28 protein-coding genes are annotated in these 26,173 nt (G+C 31.4%); 16 read left to right on the forward strand and 12 right to left on the reverse strand.

All coding sequences use genetic code 11. The features are described 5' to 3' along the window. The coding region (locus tag AC1Q7N_RS10845) for a CHAP domain-containing protein (protein ID WP_019834579.1) at positions 1–261 on the forward strand (261 nt) is incomplete at its 5' end. Positions 262–709: 448 nt separating this feature from the next. Here AC1Q7N_RS10845 and nhaC read toward each other — a convergent pair. Continuing rightward, positions 710–2,107, reverse strand: a complete 1,398-nt coding sequence (gene nhaC / locus AC1Q7N_RS10850) for a Na+/H+ antiporter NhaC (RefSeq protein ID WP_001832636.1) — start codon at positions 2,105–2,107, stop codon at positions 710–712. Positions 2,108–2,171: 64 nt separating this feature from the next. Next, complete coding sequence (locus AC1Q7N_RS10855) at positions 2,172–3,242, reverse strand: NAD/NADP-dependent octopine/nopaline dehydrogenase family protein (RefSeq protein WP_001830031.1); 1,071 nt, start codon at positions 3,240–3,242, stop codon at positions 2,172–2,174. Between the two features lie 381 nt (positions 3,243–3,623). Here AC1Q7N_RS10855 and AC1Q7N_RS10860 point away from each other — a divergent pair, with 381 nt between their 5' ends. The 5 genes from AC1Q7N_RS10860 to AC1Q7N_RS10880 all read left to right on the forward strand — a co-directional run bounded on the left by AC1Q7N_RS10860 (position 3,624) and on the right by AC1Q7N_RS10880 (position 6,746). Beyond that, on the forward strand, positions 3,624–4,118 hold the full coding sequence (locus tag AC1Q7N_RS10860) for a DUF4870 domain-containing protein (RefSeq protein ID WP_001830040.1): 495 nt from the start codon (positions 3,624–3,626) through the stop codon (positions 4,116–4,118). A 321-nt stretch (positions 4,119–4,439) separates the two neighbouring features. Then, positions 4,440–4,913 carry a CHAP domain-containing protein gene (locus AC1Q7N_RS10865; RefSeq protein ID WP_002495623.1) on the forward strand — a complete coding sequence of 158 codons (474 nt, stop codon included), beginning with the start codon at positions 4,440–4,442 and terminating at the stop codon, positions 4,911–4,913. Positions 4,914–5,065: 152 nt separating this feature from the next. After that, on the forward strand, positions 5,066–5,392 hold the full coding sequence (locus tag AC1Q7N_RS10870) for a DMT family transporter (RefSeq protein ID WP_001830041.1): 327 nt from the start codon (positions 5,066–5,068) through the stop codon (positions 5,390–5,392). Between the two features lie 5 nt (positions 5,393–5,397). After that, the gene (locus tag AC1Q7N_RS10875; RefSeq protein ID WP_001830046.1) at positions 5,398–5,715 is read left to right on the forward strand and encodes a DMT family transporter; all 318 of its coding nucleotides are present in this window, start codon (positions 5,398–5,400) and stop codon (positions 5,713–5,715) included. A gap of 77 nt (positions 5,716–5,792) precedes the next feature. Then, positions 5,793–6,746: a 2-hydroxyacid dehydrogenase family protein gene (locus AC1Q7N_RS10880; RefSeq protein ID WP_001832639.1), complete on the forward strand. Its 954-nt coding sequence runs from the start codon at positions 5,793–5,795 to the stop codon at positions 6,744–6,746. Positions 6,747–6,886: 140 nt separating this feature from the next. Here AC1Q7N_RS10880 and AC1Q7N_RS10885 read toward each other — a convergent pair whose 3' ends face one another. The 5 genes from AC1Q7N_RS10885 to AC1Q7N_RS10905 form a co-directional block, all read right to left on the reverse strand. Further along, complete coding sequence (locus tag AC1Q7N_RS10885) at positions 6,887–8,011, reverse strand: FAD-dependent monooxygenase (RefSeq protein ID WP_001830037.1); 1,125 nt, start codon at positions 8,009–8,011, stop codon at positions 6,887–6,889. Between the two features lie 382 nt (positions 8,012–8,393). Next, a complete protein-coding gene (locus AC1Q7N_RS10890; RefSeq protein ID WP_001832638.1) occupies positions 8,394–9,170 on the reverse strand; it encodes an N-acetylglucosaminidase in 777 nt (258 codons plus the stop codon). A 21-nt stretch (positions 9,171–9,191) separates the two neighbouring features. Next, positions 9,192–9,467 (reverse strand): hypothetical protein, encoded by a 276-nt coding sequence (locus AC1Q7N_RS10895; protein WP_001830049.1) that lies wholly within the window; start codon positions 9,465–9,467, stop codon positions 9,192–9,194. Between the two features lie 633 nt (positions 9,468–10,100). Beyond that, positions 10,101–11,051 carry an LCP family glycopolymer transferase gene (locus AC1Q7N_RS10900; protein ID WP_001830043.1) on the reverse strand — a complete coding sequence of 317 codons (951 nt, stop codon included), beginning with the start codon at positions 11,049–11,051 and terminating at the stop codon, positions 10,101–10,103. A 188-nt stretch (positions 11,052–11,239) separates the two neighbouring features. Beyond that, positions 11,240–12,055, reverse strand: coding sequence for an inositol monophosphatase family protein (locus tag AC1Q7N_RS10905; RefSeq protein WP_001830034.1), 816 nt, complete (start codon positions 12,053–12,055; stop codon positions 11,240–11,242). A gap of 427 nt (positions 12,056–12,482) precedes the next feature. Here AC1Q7N_RS10905 and AC1Q7N_RS10910 point away from each other — a divergent pair, with 427 nt between their 5' ends. Continuing rightward, the gene (locus AC1Q7N_RS10910; RefSeq protein ID WP_001830039.1) at positions 12,483–13,172 is read left to right on the forward strand and encodes a helix-turn-helix transcriptional regulator; all 690 of its coding nucleotides are present in this window, start codon (positions 12,483–12,485) and stop codon (positions 13,170–13,172) included. 178 nt (positions 13,173–13,350) lie between these two features. Here AC1Q7N_RS10910 and AC1Q7N_RS10915 read toward each other — a convergent pair whose 3' ends face one another. Further along, positions 13,351–14,097 (reverse strand): CPBP family intramembrane glutamic endopeptidase, encoded by a 747-nt coding sequence (locus AC1Q7N_RS10915; protein ID WP_002468207.1) that lies wholly within the window; start codon positions 14,095–14,097, stop codon positions 13,351–13,353. A 51-nt stretch (positions 14,098–14,148) separates the two neighbouring features. Between AC1Q7N_RS10915 and AC1Q7N_RS10920 the strand changes: the two genes are divergently transcribed. From AC1Q7N_RS10920 to AC1Q7N_RS10940, 5 genes are all read left to right on the forward strand, one after another. Further along, positions 14,149–14,484, forward strand: a complete 336-nt coding sequence (locus tag AC1Q7N_RS10920; protein WP_002469322.1) for a hypothetical protein — start codon at positions 14,149–14,151, stop codon at positions 14,482–14,484. Positions 14,485–14,663: 179 nt separating this feature from the next. Beyond that, on the forward strand, positions 14,664–15,716 hold the full coding sequence (locus AC1Q7N_RS10925) for a MupG family TIM beta-alpha barrel fold protein (protein WP_002500435.1): 1,053 nt from the start codon (positions 14,664–14,666) through the stop codon (positions 15,714–15,716). Continuing rightward, on the forward strand, positions 15,713–16,600 hold the full coding sequence (gene murQ / locus AC1Q7N_RS10930) for an N-acetylmuramic acid 6-phosphate etherase (RefSeq protein ID WP_002456966.1): 888 nt from the start codon (positions 15,713–15,715) through the stop codon (positions 16,598–16,600). The genes AC1Q7N_RS10925 and murQ overlap by 4 nt, the downstream gene beginning before the upstream one ends. A gap of 12 nt (positions 16,601–16,612) precedes the next feature. After that, entirely contained in the window at positions 16,613–18,037 is a 1,425-nt protein-coding gene (locus tag AC1Q7N_RS10935) for a PTS transporter subunit EIIC (protein WP_001830059.1), read from the forward strand. 13 nt (positions 18,038–18,050) lie between these two features. Beyond that, positions 18,051–18,923, forward strand: coding sequence for a MurR/RpiR family transcriptional regulator (locus AC1Q7N_RS10940; protein ID WP_001830051.1), 873 nt, complete (start codon positions 18,051–18,053; stop codon positions 18,921–18,923). A gap of 122 nt (positions 18,924–19,045) precedes the next feature. Here the strand turns inward: AC1Q7N_RS10940 and AC1Q7N_RS10945 are convergent, their stop codons facing one another. Then, positions 19,046–20,422, reverse strand: coding sequence for an amino acid permease (locus AC1Q7N_RS10945; RefSeq protein WP_002456964.1), 1,377 nt, complete (start codon positions 20,420–20,422; stop codon positions 19,046–19,048). A gap of 398 nt (positions 20,423–20,820) precedes the next feature. Between AC1Q7N_RS10945 and AC1Q7N_RS10950 the strand changes: the two genes are divergently transcribed. Both AC1Q7N_RS10950 and AC1Q7N_RS10955 read left to right on the forward strand, forming a co-directional pair. Further along, positions 20,821–21,177 (forward strand): hypothetical protein, encoded by a 357-nt coding sequence (locus tag AC1Q7N_RS10950; protein ID WP_002456963.1) that lies wholly within the window; start codon positions 20,821–20,823, stop codon positions 21,175–21,177. Next, positions 21,174–21,359, forward strand: coding sequence for a hypothetical protein (locus tag AC1Q7N_RS10955; RefSeq protein ID WP_001830056.1), 186 nt, complete (start codon positions 21,174–21,176; stop codon positions 21,357–21,359). The genes AC1Q7N_RS10950 and AC1Q7N_RS10955 overlap by 4 nt, the downstream gene beginning before the upstream one ends. 316 nt (positions 21,360–21,675) lie before the next feature. On the opposite strand, the gene AC1Q7N_RS10960 is transcribed toward AC1Q7N_RS10955, so the two are convergent. Both AC1Q7N_RS10960 and AC1Q7N_RS10965 read right to left on the reverse strand, forming a co-directional pair. Beyond that, complete coding sequence (locus tag AC1Q7N_RS10960; RefSeq protein WP_002438441.1) at positions 21,676–21,864, reverse strand: hypothetical protein; 189 nt, start codon at positions 21,862–21,864, stop codon at positions 21,676–21,678. Between the two features lie 17 nt (positions 21,865–21,881). After that, complete coding sequence (locus AC1Q7N_RS10965; protein WP_002484671.1) at positions 21,882–22,517, reverse strand: HAD-IA family hydrolase; 636 nt, start codon at positions 22,515–22,517, stop codon at positions 21,882–21,884. Between the two features lie 300 nt (positions 22,518–22,817). Here AC1Q7N_RS10965 and AC1Q7N_RS10970 point away from each other — a divergent pair, with 300 nt between their 5' ends. Continuing rightward, the gene (locus AC1Q7N_RS10970) at positions 22,818–23,348 is read left to right on the forward strand and encodes a hypothetical protein (protein ID WP_001830032.1); all 531 of its coding nucleotides are present in this window, start codon (positions 22,818–22,820) and stop codon (positions 23,346–23,348) included. Positions 23,349–23,452: 104 nt separating this feature from the next. On the opposite strand, the gene AC1Q7N_RS10975 is transcribed toward AC1Q7N_RS10970, so the two are convergent. After that, positions 23,453–25,042 carry an alpha-glucoside-specific PTS transporter subunit IIBC gene (locus tag AC1Q7N_RS10975; RefSeq protein ID WP_002456961.1) on the reverse strand — a complete coding sequence of 530 codons (1,590 nt, stop codon included), beginning with the start codon at positions 25,040–25,042 and terminating at the stop codon, positions 23,453–23,455. Between the two features lie 197 nt (positions 25,043–25,239). On the opposite strand from AC1Q7N_RS10975, the gene AC1Q7N_RS10980 reads away from it, so the two are divergent. Next, positions 25,240–26,001, forward strand: coding sequence for a MurR/RpiR family transcriptional regulator (locus AC1Q7N_RS10980; RefSeq protein WP_002438434.1), 762 nt, complete (start codon positions 25,240–25,242; stop codon positions 25,999–26,001). Positions 26,002–26,173: the final 172 nt, after the last annotated feature.

The following is a 26,173-nucleotide window of genomic DNA, read 5'->3' on the forward strand; positions in this document are numbered from 1 at the left end:
AAAATCGGTTCAACGTGGGGTAACGCAAACAACTGGGCAAACGCTGCAGCACGTTCTGGTTACACAGTAAACAATTCACCTGCTAAAGGTGCAATCTTACAAACGTCACAAGGTGCATACGGACACGTAGCATACGTTGAAGGTGTAAACAGCAATGGTTCAATCAGAGTTTCAGAAATGAACTACGGTCACGGTGCAGGTGTTGTCACTTCACGTACAATCTCTGCGAGTCAAGCTGCTTCATATAACTATATTCACTAATCACATATAAAACTTGTATAACATAGTCAAATACCTGAGACATTGATTATCATTGTCTCAGGTATTTTTTAAGCAGTATTTTATCAACTTATACAGTGTAGAACCATTTTTCTTTATATAAGATTAAAACAATACATCGACGCTCTATGATTATAGATATTAAAAAATTGAGATTAAAACGTATTAATAAACGCTTTAACCTCAATTACAACTTTAAACAAATTCAATTGTTGTGGTAGTTTTCTCAATAATTATGTCATCTCAAAAATAGTGTCAAAAGAATTCGTCGTGTACTGTCATGCATTTATTTCGCTACATAACAAATACATGATATGTACTTAAAGGATATTAACAAACTTGAAACGCCTTATGATACTATAGCTACAATTTATATCGTAAGTTAATGTTTCAACTATTATCTACATTCCACTTACAATAATATTTAAACTTATTTTCTACTTATTTTTTTAATTCCTATACCTGTAAAGCCATAAATTATTGCAATGAATGCACATAAGTAACATGGGATTGCCCATATAAAGAACTGATCAACTGAAACATTAAGTTGGTGTGCATAATATATACCAGATGTGCCCCATGGAATGAGTGGCAATACCATTGTACTTGAATCTTCAAGTGTACGAGATAACACTGACTTTGAGACATTCATCTTTTCGAACATATCTTTCATAAGTACGCCTACCATAATAATAACTATTGAAGCAACTCCAGCTGCAAATACTAGCATAATACTACAAACTACAGTTATTAATATTAGTGTTCCAACTGACTTTACGCCTTTAGCTATTGTCTCTAAAATTACGTCTAAACAACCTGCCTTTTCAACAATACCAGCAAAAGCATAACCACAAAATATAGTTACAATGATTTGAGTCATACTCATCATACCACCCTGCTCAATCAACGTCTTAGCATTATCTGAAATATGAGACTGGTGTAGCATTGTATGATTAAATCCATCAAAAGAAGCTTTAAAACCATCTTTCATATTAAATTGATGATCGAATGTTCCAATAACTAAAGCACTGATACTAGAGATAAGCATTGACGGTACTGTAGAGATTCTAAATATTAAACATAAAACTATGATAATAAGTGGGATCCATACCCAAAAATTCAAGTTATAAATTGTTGTTAATTCTTTTAATAGATTTTGAATTTGTTGTGTATTTGCGTCTCCCTTATATTGTAATCCAACAATAAACCATATAGCCAATCCTATTATAGAAGCAGGGATTGTTGTCCACATCATCGATTTAATGTGAGCAAAAATATTAACTTTAGTTACAAGAGCTGCCAAATTTGTAGTATCAGATAATGGAGACATTTTATCACCAAAAACCGCCCCTGCAATAATGGCACCAGCAGCCATACCTGCTGGCACACCTAATTGATTAGCAATTGATATGAGTGCAATGCCTGCTGTAGATGCCGATCCCCAAGCCGTTCCTGTAGCGATTGAAGTCATTGCACTGATTATAAATGCAGATACTAATAAATAACTTGGGTTTAAAAATTTAAGTCCATAGTAAATTAACGCTGGAACTGTTCCAGAATACATCCAACTTCCTACAATGATTCCAACAGCTAAAATAATAAAGATAGCTGGCATCGCCGTGCTCAATCGATGAGTAATCCCCTCTTCTAAATCCTTCCATTTTAATCCCACTCTATGTGCAATCAATGCTGCATAAGCTGAAGAAATTAATAATAATATTTGTATCGGGACATTAAAGAAAACAAAACCAATTACTACAACGACAACCATAACTAAAATAGTAGAAATAGATTCTAAAAAAGTAGGATATCTATACTTTTGAGTCATACTTTTGCTCCCTTCAGTATGATTTGAAACAAAACCTCTTTTCTTAAATTTTAATTGCTAAAAATTACTCTAATCCTAATTTATCTAAGCCTAATTCCTCGATAGTGAGGCCCTCTTCAAAGAAATCGCGTTCAAGAATAGTTGAAGCTATCATAATAACAGCATCGATATTAGGTGTCGGGACATCAATGACACGTCCTAAACTAGACCATAATACTAATCCATATGCGATATCTTCAGTTAAATAACGGTTTTCAACGTGATTCGGTCCTGGAATTTGAGAAAACACAGGACTAGTATTAAAAAGACGATTTAACGGTTCATCCTCGTCTTTCCGTTCTAAATAACCCCTTTGAATACGTGATTCTTTGGCAGTCGATAATTCAAAACCTAATTTTCTCCCTAAATTTAAACGTTCTATCTCAATAGCATGTAATAATCTCACAGTATGTTTTGTTATGCCTTCTTTATATAAAGAAAACTCTTCTGAATAATCAATACGTCCAACGTTCAATAATGTTGGTCCAGGATGTACTTCTGGGTTACCATTTTCAAGATTAGTTTTAAGTAAACTTTCTTCTTTTACAAGATAATCGTAAATTTTAGATACCTTTTCATAACTTTCATTTAACTCACTACGATCAAATGTTGAAAAGAACACCCGACGAACATTTAAAGATAAATCTACTTTAGCATTGTTAAAGTCAACACGTGTACCATATGTTAATGTATTTGCTTCTGCAAAGTGTGGATGGACATCAATATGACGATCTTCTAATACATTCATAAATCGTATTGAACCCATTGAAGCAGCAATGTTAAAGAAAATGAGATGGTCGTTCGTCACAAATTTTGACATCACTTTAGCATAATATTCAATGAATGATGAAGGAATAATTACCTGAACAATGTCTGCACCATCTAAAACATACTCCATATCATCACTAATATCAGTAAACTCTATAAACTTTTCTTCTCCCTCATTATTAAAATCAAAGCCACCTTTTTCTAGGGCGACATCAAATTTACTAATAGATTCGTTACGACAATATAATCGTACATCATGACCTTTATCTACCATATCCACTGCAGCAGTTACTGCACCATTACCTGAACCTACAATAGCTATTTTCATTTTTTTACCTCTTTTCACTAAATTTTTATGCTTATACTACAATAAATCACTAATATATTTTGTATTCTTGCCATAAAAAAGGAGTGGTTCTCAATTCAAACATAATCTGATTGAACGATGTGCCTCTCCACATGTATGTAATGATTAAAATATTTACTAGATCTGCATTATAATATAAAATTTTACCATTTACATTACTATTATATATAACGCTTAAAATTTTATTAATAACAACAGTACTATATAACCAAATTATCTATATTTCAAACTACTTCGTCAATCGATATAAAAATTAAATTTAACATTTAATTAATAATTAATTATTGATACAATTATAGTTGCATTAAGTGATTTTTTTTACAAATGGAGGTAAAACCTATTATGGATAAACACACGAATTACAATGAATTAAAATCTAAGAATGTGTCTGATCAAACTTCATCAGATAATTTATCGAATGACAGTACAGTACACCACCAATCAACTATTCAAAATGAGGAAAGTCAAGATAATCGTTTAATGGCAATGTTAATTTATTTATTAAGTTTATTTACTGGTATCATTGGTCCTTTGATTATTTGGTTACTCAAGCGTAAAGAGTCCCGACTTATTGATGTATCTGGGAAAACGTATCTGAACTATTTTATTTCTTATACTATCTATTCAACAGTAGGCGTGATATGTATGTTTATGATTGTTCCTTTAATGAATATAAGTGAAAGTTTAGCCATCTTATTATTAATTTTGCTGCTGGTGGTAGTCTTCATCTTATTGGCATTGTTAATAATGTCATTTGTGTGTACAATTATTGCTTGCGTAAAATATATGTCTGGCAAAACTTACACTATCCCACTCACGATACCTTTTATAAAATAAGTTACATTATTACAGAATCATTGTAATAAAACACTTGAACTTATTTACATTATGACCCTCCAAATCTTGATTTGAAGCACATTAACAATATAAATTGAGTTCGTAATCTTGGTTATCTTTTATTACATAGATAATCAAGTTTTTTTATTTTGTTTACGAATAAGTAACAATCCCCATATTTTCAATTAAATCTGTTAAAGTATTCAGTGTTGTTAAGAACAACTACATGCACACACATAAATGAGTAAACATGTTAATAATTTTCAAATCAATTTGCAGTACATCTAATAAATATTACAATTTTTGGAGGCGTTAAATATTATGAAAAAAATCAAAGCAATCTCGACATTGGTAGCTGGACTTGGTATAGCATTTCTAGGTCACACAACACATGCAGATGCGGCTGAAAATAACAATCAACAACAAAGTACATATAACTATAGTACAACTGAAGTATCATTTTCTAATTCAGGAAATTTATATACTTCTGGCCAATGTACTTGGTATGTTTATGATAAAACTGGTGGAAAAATCGGATCAACATGGGGGAATGCAAATAGCTGGGCAACTGCAGCTCAAGCAGCAGGATTCACTGTAAATAATACACCTGAAGAAGGTGCAATTATGCAATCATCTGAAGGTGCTTTCGGACATGTTGCTTTCGTTGAAAGTGTCAATAATGATGGTTCTATTACTGTATCAGAAATGAACTATGATGGTGGTCCATTCGCTATAAGCACACGAACAATCTCTGCCAGTGAAGCAAGTTCATATAATTACATCCACCTGAATTAATCAGTATTCAAATTATTAAAATTACTCCAATCTATTCTTGTGTAAGAATAGATTGGATTTTTTATTTAATAGTAATGTTTGTGAGAAGCCATTGCCTCGAAGTTACGAATTTGAGAAAATGGTTCTATTACTTTAATAGGAGGAATAAAAGAATGCAATGGCTTAAAGTTATATTAGCCGGTTTTATTGAAATCATCTGGGTCACTGGACTTGATCAAGCGCACTCATTGTTTACATGGATATTTACCCTCTTTTTTATTGCTTTAAGCTTTTTTCTAGTCATTGATGCTTCGAAGCACTTACCAGTTGGTACGGTATATGCATTTTTTGTCGGAATCGGTGCTGTTGGTACAGTGTTAGTTGATATGATTTTCTTCAACCAACCATTTACTTTCACTAAAATCTTTTTAATAATGACCCTTATTTTAGGAATAATAGGATTAAAACTGACAACTGATGCAACGAAAGAAGGGAGATAAAAAGTATGGCTTGGTTATTTCTAATGATAGCCGGAAGTTTTGAAATTTTGGGTGTTGTTCTATTAAATGAACTATCACGTACAAAGAATAAAATTTATGTCATTTTTTTAGGATTAGCATTTATATTAAGTTTTAGTACATTAAAATTTGCAATGGTATCTATTCCTATGGGTACTGCATACGCTATATGGACAGGAATTGGTACAGCTGGTGGTACATTAATTGGAATGATTTTTTATAGAGAATCTACACGTTTAAGTAGAATTTTATGTATTTTATTAATCATCATTTCAGTTGTTGGATTACGTTTAATAAGTTATTAATATCAATCATTAAGGTTTAATGATTGTTTGCGCTTTCTTGTTTTACTATACTATTCATAAAAGAAGGAGTGATGGTTATGACAAAAGTTTATATTGCAGGCGCAATACCTGAAGTGGGACTTAACTTATTGAAAGAACATTTTGAGGTAGACATGTATGATGGCGAGGGGCTTATTGATAAAGAAACCTTAAAAAAAGGGGTAGAACATGCAGATGCATTAATTAGTTTACTATCAACTTCTGTTGATAAAGATATTATTGATAGTGCTAATAACCTTAAAATTATAGCGAATTATGGTGCAGGTTTTAATAATATTGATGTCGAATATGCAAGACAACAAAATATAGATGTTACAAATACACCACACGCTTCGACAAATGCTACTGCTGATTTAACAATCGGTTTAATTTTATCAGTAGCGCGTAGAATTGTAGAAGGAGATCATTTATCCAGAACAACAGGTTTTGATGGTTGGGCACCCTTATTCTTCCGAGGCAGAGAGGTATCAGGAAAAACTATTGGTATTATAGGCTTAGGTGAAATTGGAGGTGCAGTAGCTAAACGCGCACGCGCATTTGATATGGATGTTCTGTACACTGGTCCTCATCGTAAGGAAGAAAAAGAACGAGATATCGGTGCGAAATATGTAGATTTAGATACTTTACTTAAAAATGCAGATTTTATTACAATCAATGCGGCATATAATCCATCACTGCATCATATGATTGATACTGAACAATTTAATAAAATGAAATCTACTGCCTATTTAATTAATGCAGGACGTGGTCCAATAGTAAATGAACAATCTTTAGTTGAAGCCCTTGATAATAAAGCTATTGAAGGTGCTGCATTGGATGTATATGAATTTGAGCCAGAAATCACTGATGCATTAAAATCATTTAAAAACGTTGTGCTTACACCTCACATTGGTAATGCAACATTTGAAGCTAGAGATATGATGGCTAAAATTGTTGCGAATGATACAATAAAAAAATTAAATGGTGATGAACCTCAGTTTATTGTCAATTAACTGGTGCATTCAACAACATAAACACAAAAAGAGCTATGAAGATATTGAGTTGAGTCTCTATCTTCATAGCTCTTTATTTATTAAAATTACTGCATTTTTAATATTTAACTTTATCATTTAACAATGTATGTCATCATATATTACTTTTCTTTGGATTTGTATAAAAATTTTGTTTGAGCTGATGCCAAAGCATTTGGTATTAATTTCATCGCGGTATTTCTAAGTTTAACAGTTAATTTATGATGCTTTTGAGCCATTTTACCTATCTTTTTCGAACGCCTAATCACTTTTGCGGTATGTTTAACTCTAAGTTTATCATAACGCTCAATCGCTTTATTAAAATCATATTTTTCTAAACAATTCACTAATACAATTGCATCTTCCATAGCTTGACTAGCACCTTGTCCCATATTAGGCGTAGTGGCATGCGCAGCATCGCCCATTAAAATAGTACGTCCATAAACGAATGTCTTCAGTGGTTTTAAATCATATATGTCATGAAGTAATATACCTGTTTCACTTTGTCTTTCTAACACATTTCTCACTTCATTTGGAAAGTGATTAAAATATGCTTGAAGATGGGGTTTTCCAAAAGATTGATATTTTGGATCTCCTTCTTTAGCATGAACAGTAATAAACCAATAAGCACGTTGATTAATTAATGGGACTATACCTACTCGTCCTTTAACACCCCAATATTCATTCGCAACATGTTGGTCATTAAATTGTACATCTTCAACCATGCCTCTAAAACATGTGTAACCATTGTAACGAATTTTAGTTCGTGCACCTACAGACTCTCTTACTACAGAATGTAACCCATCAGCACCAATACACAAATCAAACGATTCACTTTCCTGTTTGGTAAAATGTAGGGTAACCTTACAACTCGTTTGTTCAATTTTAGTAACTTTAAATCCTGTGTGAATAGATGATTCTTCGACATATGACTGTATGATCTCAATTAAAGTTTGTCTAGATAATGCGACATTTAGGGAATGAGACTTCAATTTAGCGCTCATTAATGGGGTGCCTTGCTCATCATAAATATTCATTGCGGTAAGATTTTGACCAGCATTTTTAATGCCTTTAGCAAGGTCATGATGCCCTAATTTTTTTAAAACATTATCTCCTATCCCAATACCAGCGCTTAATTCGTTTATAGAAGTATTTTTTTCAAACACTTTAACTTGATGACCTTGTTCTTCTAATAACGCAGCAGCAGTTAAACCACCTATACCTGCGCCTACTATTGCTATTTTCATGTTTTACACCTCAAATTTATCATTCTTTATTATTTTAGCATACACACACATGTTGAAAAGCAAACCCTTCTATTTTAATTGTCAATAAATACAATTCTCTAATTAAAAATAATGAATATATATCTAATCTTTCTATTGTTAATGCTTACTTTAAATTTTCACTCTATTGTAAAAGAAATATTTAAAAATTCAAAAGGGGTATATGCTTACGAATATTCTTTTAAACCTAAAAAACCTGAGACATCTTTTATTGTCCCAAGTTTTTTATCATATAGCTAATCATTGACAAAGTTAAAACTACTCTGTTTGAAGCTATTCATATATAAATTGCCAAAATAGAATGAAACACTTAGTTGATTGCTAACTCATTCTCTAATTTTATTTATTTGTAATATTTTTTTCTTATATGATCTTTTTTTATTCCATATTTATCATAGTATTTCTCCATTAAATCAGCTATATTATTGGCCCACTGAATATCACTAGCATATTGATGTTGGCCTGGATTTTGTGGGTTCCACCGCATTTGATATAAGCTCAATTGATTATTTTTAAAGTAATGGTATCTCACAAACCACGCGCCACCCATTATCGCTTTTTCAGGAGTGGTCCACTTCTTCTGTTTAGCAAAACTCTTACCAGTCTTTACAGCATCTTCATCAAAAGCACCAATACCAAAAAAGTTATAATAGTGATGGTTACCTTCTTTAATTCCTTTTGATAAATCTGATTGACCATTTCCTGTCTCAACTAGTGCATGACTGATGAGATATAGGATATTCACTTCATATTTATCTTGGGCTTTAATAAACGTTGATCCCTTATTTTCTAAAATACCTTTTCCTTTTAAGATATGGTTAACTTCCTTCTCTGACATAGGTACTTTTTCTGATATATCCATGTACTTCAAATCATTATCACTATGTTTTATTTGCATAGCTTTCTCTATATCTTGTTTGGAAGCATATATAAACTTACCATTAACTTCTTTAGTATGGATATTTCCCTCACTTGTTTGAAGAGACACCGCTTCTTTAAATGTATGTTTAACATCATTTTTAAAAAGGTTTGTATCAAATATAAGAAAAAGTATTGCTAAAATGACGAGTATGCTAATTATGAACAATGTCGTCATTCGAAGCCGAGTATTCTTTAACATTTCAACTAACTCCTAAAAATTTTAAGATAATACAAAATAGGCTATTACGATAGCAATCATCACTATAAAGAACGAGACATTAATTGCAATTTTCATACCTGTACGGTGTCTGAACATAACATTAAAAATGACGAGACTAATTGTTAATGATACAACAAAAAATGCAATAGCTAACATGAGCTTTAGCATAATTAAACAGATGATTCCAATAACTAATAGTACATTAGATGTGATTGCTAGAGCTTTTAATACTTTAGGATTGATATGCGTCACTCCTTCTATGATATTTAATAACATTACTAATCATACATGATTAGAAGAATAAATGTCGACTCATAATACGGTAAAAAGTTTTTATATCAAATGTACTAGAAATTTAAGTGATAGATGTTAGTTTAAAAATATATTAAACCGTACTAGATTTAGTTATTACGAGACATTCCTCTAAGCAGATTTAACATATATCATACTACGATTGATATCATCATCACGTAAAAATCCAACAAGAATGTTAATTGTTGTTTTGTCACCAGGTTTGGTTAGATTTGTAGAATGTATCCACTGTTTAAACGTGATAATAATTCACTTAAGTTTTCAACATCTAATTCTTCTAGCAAAAAGACAAGTTGTGCGATATTTGTTAAAACGTCTGAATATATATATCTTTATTTCAAGCCATTAGCATTGAATATCATAACCTTTTGTTTAATAGACATTGAATTACATATTAACTCAGTTTATTTAAGTATTAGTTAAAAGAAAATGATATATAATGCAATATAATCCTTAAAAATTTAGCAAAAATGTTTAAAACTAAAATAAGAGAATATTTAACTCAGCCATCTTTAATTTGCAAAAAACCTAGAACATTTCGTTCTAGGTTTTTAACTCAAGCATTACACTATATGTGATTTTAAAAATTTTTCTTTTTTATAAATTTAAATTGTCTCTTAGTAATTGTGTATTTTCATTTTTAGATGCATCACTTGGTATGAAATAGTACAAACCGTCATTTTGTATACCACCTTCACCCTCTAACTGATGTCGATTAACTTGGTCATTAGCATCTTTATACTTAGTTCTAATTGTATTAAGATCACCTAATTTTAAATCTGTTTTAACATTTTTCTGAATTTGATTCATTAATGTATTAAAATGAGTGATTGAAGAAGCGCTTGTCAACTTATCTGCCATCGCTTCTAAGATAAGTTGCTGACGCTCTTGTCTACCAAAATCGCCTCCTGCCCCATCTTCTTTACGACTTCTAATAAAGTCCATGGCAGCATCACCATCTACGTGTGTTTTTTCACCTTTAACAAAGTGATTAGCCCCCATTGTAAATGTACTATTACTTACGACATCAACGCCACCTAATGTATCAATCATGTCATGTAGTCCATCCATGTCAATCGTAGCGTAATGGTCAATTGGAACATTCATTAATTTTTCAATTGTTTTAACAGCCATGTTAGGACCGCCATAAGCGTATGCATGGTTAATCTTTTCTTCAGTACCTCGACCTGCTATTTCTGCTTTGGTATCACGTGGAATACTTACTAGCTCAGTTTTCTTTTCTTTCGGATTAATGGAAAGTACCATGATTGTATCACTTCGTTCCCCACCGCCTTGTTGCTTTCGCTTTTCATCAGAATCTACGCCAAAAAGTGCAATAGTAAATGGATCACCATTTTTTAAATTTACTTTTCCAGAACGTAATTCAGAATGATTTCTATTTAACGGATTATGTATTTTGTCTCCTGTAATAAATATTTTTGCACTAACATAAATAACTGCAATGATTGCTAATAGAAATAAAATTCCCACTACCCATAGTAGTATTTTCATCGGCAGGCTCATTTTTCTTTTATCTGATCTTTGCATCCCTACCACTCCTATTCAATAATTTTGTTGTTTTATGATACATAGGTCATTATATTATAAATAAATTTATTTGGTATACATCTATAGACCTATTCATTAATTATTTTAAATTTTCTTTAAGAAATCGTATAGTTTAAATGTATAAAATCTCTATAGAGCTAATTTGATATAATTTATAAAAATATACATTAACCACGCTCGATATGATGACTACTCTTTGAATAGCCTCCGCCTTCATTTAAGATACGTATCATATCATCGTAACAACCAGGATTACTAATAATAAATGGGCCCGCCTTACTAAAATCAAGAGGTTCACCATTTATTTGTGTCATAATCAAACCTAGTTCTCTTGCAAAAAGAAATTGTGCTGAAATATCCCATGGCTTAGGATTCGTATTAATGTGTGCCCCAAACTGACCTTTTATCACTCGAATAGAATCAAGACCACAAGACCCAATACTTCTAAAATCAAAGGCTGATTGAAATAAAGATTGAACCGTCTCTTCTTTTAACACTTGTGGTTTAAATGAAATAATTGCCTCTCTTAAACCAATTCTTTTTGGCATTGTCATTAATTGATTGTTTTCGTAGGCTCCTATACCAGCAATTGCTCTATATAATCTTTGATGTGGATAATCATAAATATATGAAAGTTTAGGTTCCCCATCAATAAAATATCCTATTATGATACAGTAATCTTCTTGTTGTTTCACTAAATTACTTGTTCCATCTATAGGATCCATAATCCAGAGGTGACCCTCGTAAGGTGTTATATCTGAGTTATCTTTCTCTTCAGCTAGTAATTGATGTGTAGGATAATGTTCCTGAAGAAAGTTTTGAAAATGATTCTGAATTTGTTTATCAACATTAGTAACTAAATCAAACCTATCTTTTTTTGTTGATGTTTCCATTTTCTCAACCAAACGTGGAATGATATCGTCTAAACCACGTATCCATTGACATATGTATTCATCTAATTTTTTTAAATAAAGTTCTGTCATAATTTCACCTTCATTTCATTGTTTCAAAGACTATCGTGCTTTCATTTAAAATCATTATAGTTATATGTAAAATCTATTGTAAATCATAGTGTTATAAAATGAGAATTTGTATCAATAAAAATTAAAAAATCGGCTAGTCAATAACTAGCCGACAAATAGAAAGGAAAGTAAGTAATAAATATTGAAGATGTTTTGATGTAACTTGAACGATTATACAGCTATCTAATATGTAGCTCTACCCCTTTGTCTAATCGCTCCCCCTGTTACAAATATTATAGTATCATATTGCCTTTATTTTTGTAAGCGTTTTCTAAAAGTTTTTTGTATAATTTTACACTATCGCGGAGTTGAAACAATCAAAATGTCATCATTGTCGCTTATATGTTATAATAATTGTAATATGTAATGTTTATGGAGGTGACTTTCATTGAATAAATTAGAACGTCAAAATCGAATTATTCAAACTATTCAAAGTTCTGACAAAATTACTGCATCCCAGCTTGCAAAACAATTTAACGTATCTAAGAGAACTATTTTACGTGATATTGATGAATTAGAAGATCAAGGGGTAAAAGTATATGCTCGTCATGGCAAATTAGGCGGTTATCAAATCAAAGATGCACATGCTAAAATCACCTTATCGTTAACTGAACAGCAACTTTCGGCATTATTTTTAACACTAAATGAAAGTCAGTCCAATTCCACTTTACCTTATCAAAATGAAATTCGAGCAATAATCAAGCAATGTTTAAATTTACCTCAAACACGATTACGTAAATTGCTAAAAAAAATGGATTATTATATTAAATTTGAAGATTCTAATCATGTCACACTACCTCAATTATTTTCTGATATTTTAATTTATTGCACGGAGCGTAATGTGATGTTAGTAGATTTAAATGAAAATAATCAAATTCAAGCTGAAAATGTGATTTTTATAGGCTTAATATGCAAAAATGCTGTTTGGCATGCTGTTGTATTTGAAATCGGTAGAGGTTACACTCGTGAATTATCTATCCTGGATATTCAAGATATCTCATATTCTTTTGAAAAAACGATACAAACCCAAGATATCTCAATTGAAAATTATCGACAGTTTTTAGCGCCTTCTGAATGATAAAAATAAAGCCTGGGATAGCCGAATGGCCCCAGGCATTTTAACACACTAGTAGCTGTCTATAGAGTTATTAATGTACACTTCTATTTTTAAACTTTCATTTTCGTCCCAGTGACAAAACTATACCTCTCTTTAGTAATTTCCCGTTATAACTACTGCTCGGAAATATATTTTTAAATCATTTACTGAATACAACTATAATTGTCCAAATGAATGATATGAAATTATTTAACATATGTAAGCTAATTGATGAAGCTAAGTTTCTATTCGATTTTAAGTAAACATATACTAATGCTATTGCCAGTATTAAATATGCTCCAAATTCAAATGGGGACTTAGCATCACTCACATGTATATATGTAAAAGACAATGCTGATATAACCCCCATCACAATAAAGTTAAACTTTTTACCTAGTTCACCTATTAACAAATGTCTAAATACCAATTCTTCAACAATAGGTCCTACAATTACAATAAGTACAAATGCAAAAGGAATAAATATACCACTTTTAAATAATTCATTGAGTTCAAGTTCATTTTGCGTTTCACTATATTGCAAATATTTAGGTAATAGTTCAATTAATTTGTCATAAACATTAGAAATAATAAAAGATGCACACATGACGATAATTATAAACAACCAATGCTTTTTCAAATAATCAAAACCACTCTTAACTCTATCTACAAATGAATTGATATGTAAAAAATAAAAAGCTAATATCACTAAAATATATGACATAAATTGTCCTAGAGTTCCAATCATAGTAAGTTGTAATTCATTAATACTTTGAAAAGCTATAGCAGCAATTGTTAAACCTATAAAGCTAAATATAAATATACATAGAAAGCCTATCGCAATTAAACTGAAATCACGCCATACTATATCTTTAAACCTATAACTTTGCCTTTTTTTATCTTTTTTCATCATTGTATCCTTTCCACTCACCAATAATTATTCAATCATATGGGAGGCTTTATGAATTATTTAGAAATTTCACTACATATTGAACAACAACTTGTTAAATTACTCTCTCTGAGTGAAAATGCGAAATACTATGCACTCATACATCATAACAAATTTGAATCTTTTATAGATGATTTCAACCTTACTGTAAATCAAGAGATGAAATGGGCAATGTCTCATCAATTGTTGTTGAATTCTAATGATACGCTTGTATCGTACTGCCAATTGATTCGAAGGTTAAACGATTCTCCACTTTTAACTTTAAACCAAGGACATATAATTTATTACATTAATACACAACAAACACTCATTCACCGACAGTTACTCAAACATAAACAAGCTCTTTAGTATATTCAAATGTTTCTATACTACTATACTATTAATTATATATTAACGTTAAAAATAATTATAAATATCAATCTCTTATAATTAAAACATTAAATTATTTATTCTATTTACTAAATTGTAAACTTGTTGCAATAAGGTTATAATTAGCCATGATTAGGTATCAAGAAGGAGTGTTTAAAATGCTTGGTTTCTCAGTCTATCTAGGACAGAATTTAGATCGAGATTATATTTTAAATATGGCTGACTTAGGCTATGATGTAGTTTTTACTTCACTACAGATACCTGAGGAAGACAAGAAAAATCAAATGGCTTATTTGGGAGACTTATGCCAACTATTATCAGCCTATCAAATCACTTATATTATCGATGTAACCCCTTCATTACTTAATCAAACTATTTACAGTTATTTGAACCAATTACCTCATGGGGATTTTTATATTCGTATAGATAATCAATTAAATATTGACCTTATCAAAGACATTATCAGTCACGGCTTCAAATGCTGTCTTAATGCTAGTACATTAACTGATAGCATGTTAGCGCACATATATTGTACTGATTTTAATAATCAACTTTTATACTGTCATAATTATTATCCTAGACCTGATACTGGTTTATCTATCTCATTTATTGAAGAAAAAAATCAACTCATAAGAAAATACGATGCGCATGCAAAAATTTGTGCTTTTATACCTGGCACGCAGAAGAGAGGCCCCTTATTCAAAGGTCTTCCTACAGTTGAAAAACATCGTTTTGAACACCCTCTTATTGCTGCACAAGACCTTCAATTAACGGGTATATCTGACATTATAATTAGTGATACGCTATTATCACACATTTATGCGGAACAATTATCTAATATGTGGCTATATCGACACTTTATTTTACACTTAGATCAACTAGACTCCTCATTTACATCACAAGTTTTAAAGATACACACATCAAGATTAGATTCACCTGAACATGTAATTCGATCTCAATATTCTCGTACAGGTAATCAACAGACTGTCCCAATGATAGGATCGGCACATAGAGATCAAGGAGATATCACAATTGATAATCACTTGAATGGTCGTTATGAAGGAGAAATTCAAGTTATAAAAGCTCCTATGCCAGGTCATTCCCACATCAATTGTATTGGTCATGTTTGTGATAAAGATGTTCCATTGTTATCACTGATTCAACCTGGAGATACTTTTAAATTTGTATATACGAAGGAGAATAACAAATGAATCATTTAACTACTGAAACGAGAAATATACAAACGATGCATCTGGATGAAATGAATCTAAGTGATGCATTAAAAACTATGAATCAAGAAGATCAATTAGTACCTAAAGCGATAGAACCTGTTATTCCTAATTTAACAAAAGTGATAGAGAGTGCAATTCAACGCTTTAATAATGGAGGACGAATTATTTATATTGGTGCAGGTACAAGTGGAAGACTTGGCGTACTAGATGCAGCAGAATGTGTTCCAACTTTTAACGTTTCACCAAATGATATTATTGGAATCATCGCTGGTGGACAAAAAGCTATGACGGTAGCTATTGAAGGTGCAGAAGATGATGCTGAACAAGGTGCACAGGATTTAAAGAACATCCATCTTCAATCCAAAGATATTGTTGTGGGTATTTCTGCTAGTGGACGTACACCATATGTAAAAGGTGCACTAGTTTATGCAAATAAAATGAATGCAGAAACAGTCGCACTCTCTTGTAACGTTCACAGTGATATAAGTAAAAATTCAAATCACGTATTAGAAATCAATGTGGGACCTGAAGTATTAACAGGCTCTACGAGATTAAAATCAGGTACTGCTCAAAAATTAGTTTTAAATATGATTTCTACAATGACAATGATTGGCGTGGGTAAAGTTTATGATAATTTAATGGTTGATTTACGACCTACAAATCAAAAGTTAATCCATCGTTCTATTCGCATAATTCAAGATGTGTGTGATTTAAATCATCAAGAGGCTATAGAATTATATGAAAAATCAGACCACAATATCAAAATAGCTATCGTAATGCACTTATGTTCCACAACTCAACAAGATGCAAGACTTCGTTTAAAACAAAATAATGGAGTGATTAAGCAAGCTATCAACACTTAAGGAGGAGATTCCATGAGTAAAGAAGAACGTCTTGCCAAAGACATTACCCACGCATTAGGCGGTTCTCAAAACATAAGCAATATCATCCATTGTATGACTCGAGTTCGTATTAAAGTACACAATGATGCAAAAGTTAATTATGATGAATTAAAATCAATCAATGGCGTATTAGGCGTTGTTGAAGATGAAAGAATTCAAGTTGTTGTTGGACCGGGGATTGTTAATAAAGTTGCTAAACTTATGGCTGACCAGTCAGGAGCAACTCTAGCTGAAGAGACGACTGAAAATCAAAGTTATAAATCACAGGCAGAAAAACGTGCGTATGAACATAAAAAACAATTCCAAAGTCAACGAAAACAAAGTAAATGGAATAAAGTGTTAAAATCTATTGCTAATATCTTTATACCTTTAATACCAGCATTTATAGGTGCAGGATTAATCGGTGGGATTGCAGCAATACTTAGTAACTTGCTTACAGCAGGTTCCATTTCAGGTCAATGGATTCAACAAATTGTTACTGTCTTAAATGTTATTAAAGATGGTATGTTATTTTACTTAGCTATTTTCACTGGTATTAACTCAGCGAAAGTATTCGGTGCTACACCAGGTTTAGGTGGAGTAATCGGTGGTACTACATTACTAACCGGTATCACGGATGAAAATCCAATTAAAAATATTTTCACTGGAGAACATCTAGCTGCTGGACAAGGTGGTATTATTGGTGTTATTTTCGCAGTTTGGTTATTAAGCATGGTTGAGAAACGACTACATAAAATAATACCTAACTCTATTGATATCATCGTAACGCCCACAATAACCTTACTACTTATTGGTTTGTTAACTATATTTATAATCATGCCACTAGCTGGCTTTGTCTCCGATGGTCTTGTTTATGTAATTAACTGGATTATTGGAGTAGGAGGCATTTTCAGTGGATTCATTATAGGAGCATTCTTTTTACCTTTAGTCATGCTAGGATTACATCATATCTTCACCCCAATCCATATCGAATTAATCAATCAAACTGGCTCCACTTACTTGTTACCTATTGCCGCTATGGCTGGTGCTGGACAAGTCGGTGCGGCGATTGCATTGTGGGTGAGATGCGGTAAAAATAAAGAATTACGTAATACGCTCAAAGGTGCCCTTCCTGTAGGGTTCTTAGGTATAGGTGAACCTTTAATTTATGGTGTAACACTTCCATTAGGTCGCCCTTTCTTCACTGCGTGTATAGGTGGCGGTGTTGGTGGTGCTGTCATTGGTGGTATCGGTCATATTGGGGCGACAGCTGTAGGACCAAGTGGTATTTCATTATTACCATTGATTGCTAATAATATGTATCTCGGTTACATCGTAGGTTTACTAGCTGCTTATGCGGGTGGCTTTATCTTTACTTATTTCTTCGGCACAACTAAAGAAATGAGAAATCCTGAATAAATGGGTGATTTAATTGCCAAACATTTTGTATAAGATTGACAACCAGTATCCCTATTTCACTAAAAACGAGAAAAAAATTGCGCAATTTATTCTCAACTATCCTCATAAAGTTGTTAATATGACTTCTCAAGAAATTGCAAATCAATTAGAAACTAGTTCTACTTCTATCATACGTCTAAGTAAAAAGGTAACACCCGGTGGCTTTAATGAACTTAAAACACGTTTGTCTAAATTTTTACCTAAAGAAGTCACACAATATAATGTTGAGTTAGTTGATAACGAAAGTACAATTTCACTTAAAAACAAATTGCATTCTCGCTCTAAGGCAGCGTTAAGTAATGCTAATGAAACCATTAACGCTGCTATCATCGATGAAATTTGTGATCTAATTAAAAATTCTGAAACCATATTTATTTACGGCTATGGTGCCTCATTTGTTGTAGCAACAGATTTATATCAAAAATTATCTCGCATCGGTCTAAATATTCAACTAGTGCATGAAACTCATATTTTCACCACTATGTTAGCAACACGTAACTCTAATGATTGTGTTATATTTATATCTAACAATGGTACTCAAAGTGAAATGCAATCTATTGCTAAAGTCATTGCAGACTATCACATTCCCATTGCGACTATTTCAAGCACTTCTGATAATCCAGTTGCAAAGCAATCTAATATTGTTTTAACCTATGGACAAACCGATGAAAATGAGATGCGTATGGGAGCCACAACTTCGTTATTTGCACAAATGTTTACTATTGATATATTGTACTATCGATATATTGCGCTAAATTATCAATCATCTTTAGATTTTATTACTCAATCAAAAATTGCATTAGATAATTACCGTAAACATCTCTCGAATATAGATTTTAAACATTAAAATAATAAAAAGCGATTCTTTATACTTATCCTAGAAAAGATAATGTATGAAAGAATCGCTTTAATTTATACTAACTCTTAAAAATTACTGATTTTAACAATCAATCTTCATTTCATCTTTTATTATATTTGTCGTTCCTTTTTGTGATATCTAATAAGATAATAAAGTGTCACAGCTGTTAAAAACACGATACCAATAACAACCGATACTACAGTTTCTTTGTTAAGTAACATACCGACTAATACTAGGAGTAAAAACATGATAGTTAAATAATTGGCAATTGCCCCTCCCGGCATTTTAAAAGGATGATTGTGAACCTTTTCAGGATGTAACCTTCTAAATCTTAGATGACTAAATAAAATCATAAACCAAGGTATCATTCCCGGTAAAATAGAGGCACTATATACATATACAAAGATACTATCAGCTCCATCAATAATTAATGGAAGTATAACATTTAATAAAGCACCAATTAATATTCCCATAGATACTGCAAATACAGTGTAGAAAGGTACGCCATTTTTCATTACTTTAGTAAATACTTTAGGCATTTGTCCTTTTTTTGCCAAAGTATAAATCATTCGACTTGCACTAAAAATACCTGAATTACAACCAGACAATGCTGCTGTTAAGACTACAAAGTTTATTAAACCAGCAGCAAACGTAATGCCCACTTTAGCAAACGTTGCAACAAAAGGACTACCAATACTACCTAATTGGTTCCAAGGATATACTGATACAATGACAAAAATTGCACCAATATAGAAAATTAAAATTCTCCATATCACTCCGTTGACTGCCTTTACAATATTTGTTTGAGGATTTTTGGTTTCACCTGCTGAGATGCCAATCAATTCAACACCTTGGTATGATCCAATCACAATAGATAAAGCAAAGAAAAATCCAATGAATCCATTTGGCATAAATCCACCATGTGACCATAAGTTAGAAATCCCTATTGGATTCCCTCCATTGCCTATACCAAATAAAATTAATCCTAATCCTGCAATAATCATTAATACAATAGTTACAACTTTAATTAAGGCAAACCAAAATTCAAACTCTCCAAACGCTTTTACTGAAACTAGGTTAGCAGCCATCAAAAAGAGAACTGCTATCACTCCTGGTATCCAATTAGGAAGGCTTGGGAACCAGTAGTTCATATATTCTCCTACTGCAATCACTTCACTCATGCCGACGACAACCCATTGAAATACATTGCTCCAAGCAGTCATGTAGCCAGCTGCTGGATGAATATAGTCACTAGCAAACGTCGCAAAAGAACCAGTGGTTGGATTAATATATATCATTTCACCCATGGCTCTCATGATTAAAAATAAAAAAATACCAGCAATTAAATATGCAAGAATAACTGATGGACCTGTCCACTTAATTGTGCTTGTTGCTCCCATAAAAAGACCAACACCAATTGTTCCACCAAGAGCAATCATCTGCATCTGACGTGCATTCAATCCCCTTTGCAACTCATTATTTTCCATAACTTGACCCCATCTCTAAATCTAGATTGAATTTTTGATAATCTTATTTCCGTAATTATACTACAAATTGACAAAATTGAAACAATATTTTTACAATTCTGTAAAAGCGCTTACCTATCCTGCTAAGATGTTTTCTTGCTTTTTGATAACACTCATATTAAAATCTTTTTGATAATAGAGATTATAGAGCAAACGAAATAGTTCAGTACACACTCTTATAGTTGATTTAAAATATTAACAGCTTACCACCTAGCTATATAACACAAAATGATTGTTAAAACTATATACAATGTCATTTCAAATTTAACTTAAATCACATTACCATTTTACCTATGTCTTTGCTCTTAATAATTATTTAAATATGATATACTTTTTTTAAATAGTAAAGGAGTGCTCATATGAATAAAGCGCTTGTTATACGTGCAATCAAATTTTCTTTAATATTTATGACTGCATTTTTAATTCTTAATTTATTGACTATGAAAGAGGCTTCAATATCGTCTATTATTGTACGAACTGTCATTGCAGCTATTGTTTTCTTTGTCATTTATATCATTGTATTTACAATTTTAAGTTCGTCAGAACGTAAACTTATTTATGGTACAACTTTGCCTATTGCGCTTTTTATATGCCTTATATTCGGAGCAATTTTTTTCACTCCGCGTATAGGTATCATTGCCGGACTAATTATAGGTGTGTTTGCTGGTGTCATATGGGAGTTCTTAAATAGAAAAAATGGAGGTCGCTCATCTTGACTATTATTATCGGACTCATTGTAATTATTTTGTTAATCATTAGTTTACTTCCAAATTATAAAGCAATGGTATTAGCTAAGCAGCAAGGCCAAAAACCTACACGATATACTATTATGGTAGGCATTGATTTATTATTAATTATACTTATTATAGTAACATTAGTATTAAAATTGATTATGTAAGTTCAACAAAATTACTGTTTAATAGACAGTAAAAAAGTCTGGGACATTATGATTTATGTCCCAGACTTTTTTAGTAAGTGCGCTCGATGATTGATTTAAACATATACCTCAATCTATCATGATTTTCAAATCTCGTTATTAGTGAACAACTAAGATATTTATACGAATTTTGAGTCCCTCATTTAATATTTATATTCAAACTAGTATAAATCATTAATATTAATTTTAGATTTCTTTTCTATAATATAAATAACAAACTTATTTTAGTTAAGTTAACTTTACCATTGTTCTAAATCAACTCAGACTGTAAATAGCCTTATAATTTGCCTTGAAGAAACAAAAAATAGCAAATCGTGGCGAGAATAAGGTACACAAGAGAACCAATAATAAACGATCGAAATTGAACATGTAAAGGTGTACGTTTATTAAATATCGGTCCCAATATAAGATTACCCACTCCTATAATTACTGGACCTGCTATGAAAAATAGGATAATATAGCCCATTTTTGAATACCTCCAATTTATTCTTTAAATAAAGAATTCTTTATATCTTCAAATTCCATATCCTGTCCAACACATTGAACTGTCGAAAAATCTTGATCCTTCGTTATTATATTCGTATTAACGACAACATCTAATCCTGCTAGCATCGCTGCAGTAGCACCATTGACAGAATCTTCAATTGCTAAGCAGGTTGTAGGATTATAATTAAGCTCTTGTACGGCTTTTAAATAAATTTCCGGATTAGGTTGAACACTATCGACATTTTCACGACCAACAACAACATCAATATATGTATCTAGTCCTAATTGATTAAATATAGGATATATATTCTTTTTATAACTACTTGTAGTAATCGCCATTGGGATATGACGTTTTTTTAAATATTGCATCAATTGAATGATTGTAGAATTTACCGGCAATTCAACACTTGTTTGATAATATTGATCATAAATTTTTTCTTTATTTTTGAAACCAATAGCATCTTCTAAATATGTATGTAATTCAGTAGCTTCACCGCCAATAAATTGTTTATAGAATTCTAAAGAAATCGGCGCTACTTGATGGATTTTTAAATGTGTATTTATTAAATCGAACAAATGCTTTTCGGTATCAATGACAGTACCATCAAAATCAAACACTACAGCTTTATACATATTGTCATCTCCTTTCAATATTTATTATTTTTCATACTAACATAATTTGATTTAAGCTTGCTTCTAAATAACTAAGCATCAAATAATATAAAATCTGGTTCTTAACTATGCAATGAATAAAACTTTTCTTTCAATGATTACTCATTCGAAATAAGATAACTATAATCTTTCAACTTCAATCAAAAGTCTTAGTGATTCTAAAAAAAAAGAGTGGTACAATTTATTTAAACGAACAGCGTATAAAAAATAAGCATTCATATCATTTTCATACATATATTGTTAACGATTGGAGGTCCCCATATGTTGATTGATAAATTTGAAACCTACATCATTAATGTTGCAGGTTTGAAATCTCGCTCAACGCGAAAAAAATTAATACATTTATGTAAAGAAATTACTTTTTGTGAATCTTTTCAGTATTCTATCATTAAGCAAAACAATGTGTTCGCATTGGAAGTTAGCCTCCCCAAGCTACAACTACCTTATCTGATAAGTTTCTTAAGTTTCCACAATTATGCTATTTATCAAATACTTTTACCCAACCGTGTAAATGAACTTCTTGATTCAGAACAACTTTACCAATCTATTAAACGCTTTGATTTAGCGATCGATGGTTTACAAGATGCCTTCATTAAAGATAAAGTCATCGATATTATGAATATGTTTGCGAATCATCATAATGTGAATTATACATTAAATAATAATTGCGCGAGCGTCACATGTCCTCCTGAGATTTTCACAAAGCTGCTTCAAACTATTGCAACGCGTAATATTGATATCCTATCAGCAAGTTATAGAGCAAAAATGCTACATAAAGCACGCATTTCATGAATAGAAAGATAGAATATATGAGCAAGAATAACTTATTTACACATATAAATACAAAAACTCCCAAAATAATCTCTATTTGAATTATTTTGGGAGTTACTTTATATCTAAGATAGATCATCATTTACAATATTTTCAAATGCTTCTCTTACCTGAGGTACAGACATTCCAACGACGACTTGAACACTTTTGCCACTTTTTACTAAACCATGAGACATTTGATTATGTGTAAAATAGGCACTTTCTTGAACTTTACTTTCGTCTTTAACAGTTAAACGTAGACGTGTCGTACAATTTGTAACGTCTTTAATATTTTCTTTTCCTCCAAGACCTTCTAGGTAGTACATCGCCTTTTCTTCATATTCACTATTAGGTGAATGATTGCGAGTTGAATCTCCTTTTTTATCTTTATAATCTTGTTTGGAAAATAATTTAACTTCTTCTTCACCTTTCTTACGTCCTGGTAATGGAATATCAAATTTTAAAATTAAATATTTAAATAAGAAGTAGTAAATTGCAACAAAGATTAAACCAATTACTACTTGAAAGACATATGTCATCCAATGTGCTTTTCCTAATGGTATCCAGTTAGTTGCAATAAAATCTAGTACACCGCCACCCATATTACCTACAACACCAAATCCATACATCAGTGTATCCATAGTTGCTGCTAGTAGTGCATGTAATACGAATAAAAATGGCGCAATAAATAAGAATGTAAATTCAAGTGGTTCTGTAATACCAGCTACTACTGCCGTAAGTGTTGCTGGTATTAATAATGCAGCAACTTTTTTACGATTTTCTTTTGGTGTAGTTGCATACATTGCCAATGCTATACCTAGACAACCAAAAACCTTTCCATTTCCTTGCAACATAAATCCATATGGGAATTGTTCTTTAAGTGGTTTATTACTTTCGGCAAACTGGTTTAAGTGTTGAAGCCATTCTGCTTTCAAACCATGATTAACAACTACTGGACCTACTTCGATTGGTGCATAGATAAAATGATGCAATCCTGTAGGTATTAGTACACGCTCTAAGAAATGATATAACCAAACACCTATATAACCTGATGCAACAATAAAATATTGAATTGAAGCAATACCGTGTTGAATCGTTGGCCAAACAACACAAGTGATTGCTGCCACTGGTAGCATGACAAAGAAAGAGATTGTTACAACGAATGTTAATCCTTGAAATACACCTAACATTTCAGGTAAACGCTTACTGTAATATCTATTATGTATCCACGTTATTATTCCTGAGATAATGATTGCACCTAAAATATTGGTATCTAACGTTTCAATACCTGCAATCGATTTTAATCCTGTTGTGTTTTCTACACCTTTTTTTAAATTAGCGCCAAAAGTATGTGGCCATTGAGTTAAAATTGCATTGATAAAAGTATTAAACATTAAATATCCCATTAGAGCTGCTAAAGCTGCATGTCCTGGTGCTTTTTTAGCAAGAGATAATGGTAAGCCAACTACAAAGACAATTTCCATATGTGTAAATATTACCCAACCACCTGATTCAATAACAGACCAAAATTTAAACCAAAATGTTTGCTGATCAGCTAATCCTCCCATAATGGTTGGATTTTTAAATAATGTAGCGAATCCCAAAACAATACCGAAAAAAGCAAACATTAAAACAGGTACTATCATTGCACTACCAAATCGTTTAATTGCATTCATTTTTGAATACCTCCCACTTCCCTTAATTATGATAACTAATATATGTTTATCTTTATTGCTCTTTATTTAATAAGTTATTACCAATATATAGTAAACGCTTACATAATGACAATGACGTTGACGCACTTTGAAACATTTTTGTATAATTAGATTATATTTTCATATAAAGAAAATATTTTCAGTGATGAGGTGTTAAGATGATTTTAGATGAACGTGTAAACTCTAATTTCGATCAATTAAATGATAATGATATACAAATTGCACATTATGTTAATACACATATAGATGTTTGCAAAAATATGAAAATACAAGATTTAGCCTCACAGACACATGCTTCAAATGCTACGATTCATCGCTTCACTCGTAAACTAGGTTTTGATGGTTATAGTGACTTTAAATCCTTTTTAAAATTTGAAGATAGTAAGAATCATCAACTTCCTTCTGATTCTATGGAGCAATTTAAACAAGAAATTGAAAATACATTCAACTATTTAGAACGTATTGATTATCGTTTATTAACTCACAAAATGCATCATGCTACAACAATATACTTATATGGTACTGGACGTGCACAGATGAATGTCGCTGAAGAAGCACAACGTATACTGTTGACTATGCATAAAAATATTATATTGTTACATGATGTTCATGAACTAAAGATGGTGTTAAACAAGACAATTCCAGAAGATTTGTTTTTCATCATTTCACTTTCTGGCGAAACACATCAACTTAAAGAAGTCACACAATTGCTTCAACTGAGACAAAAATATTTTATTTCCGTAACAACAATGAAAGACAATACATTGGCACAACAAGCTGATTACAATGTCTATGTTTCAAGCAATACCTTCTATTTAAACGATGGTACTGATTATTCCAGTTTTATTAGCTATCACATTTTCTTTGAAACACTACTAAGAAAATATAACGAATATAAAGAGAATCATGAATTAACATAGGAAAGTGAGTCATCATATCATTGAATTCAATTCTAACTCTATTTATAAATACTATTTGTCAGGTTCATTTTCAACTTAGACACTGACAATTAAATTATTAAAAACATACTAAGATTAGCTATGAAGAAATCTATGACGATAGATTTTTTCATAGCTATTTTTTATAGTTATA

This window comes from Staphylococcus sp. GW823-FHT05F06 (assembly GCF_058795495.1).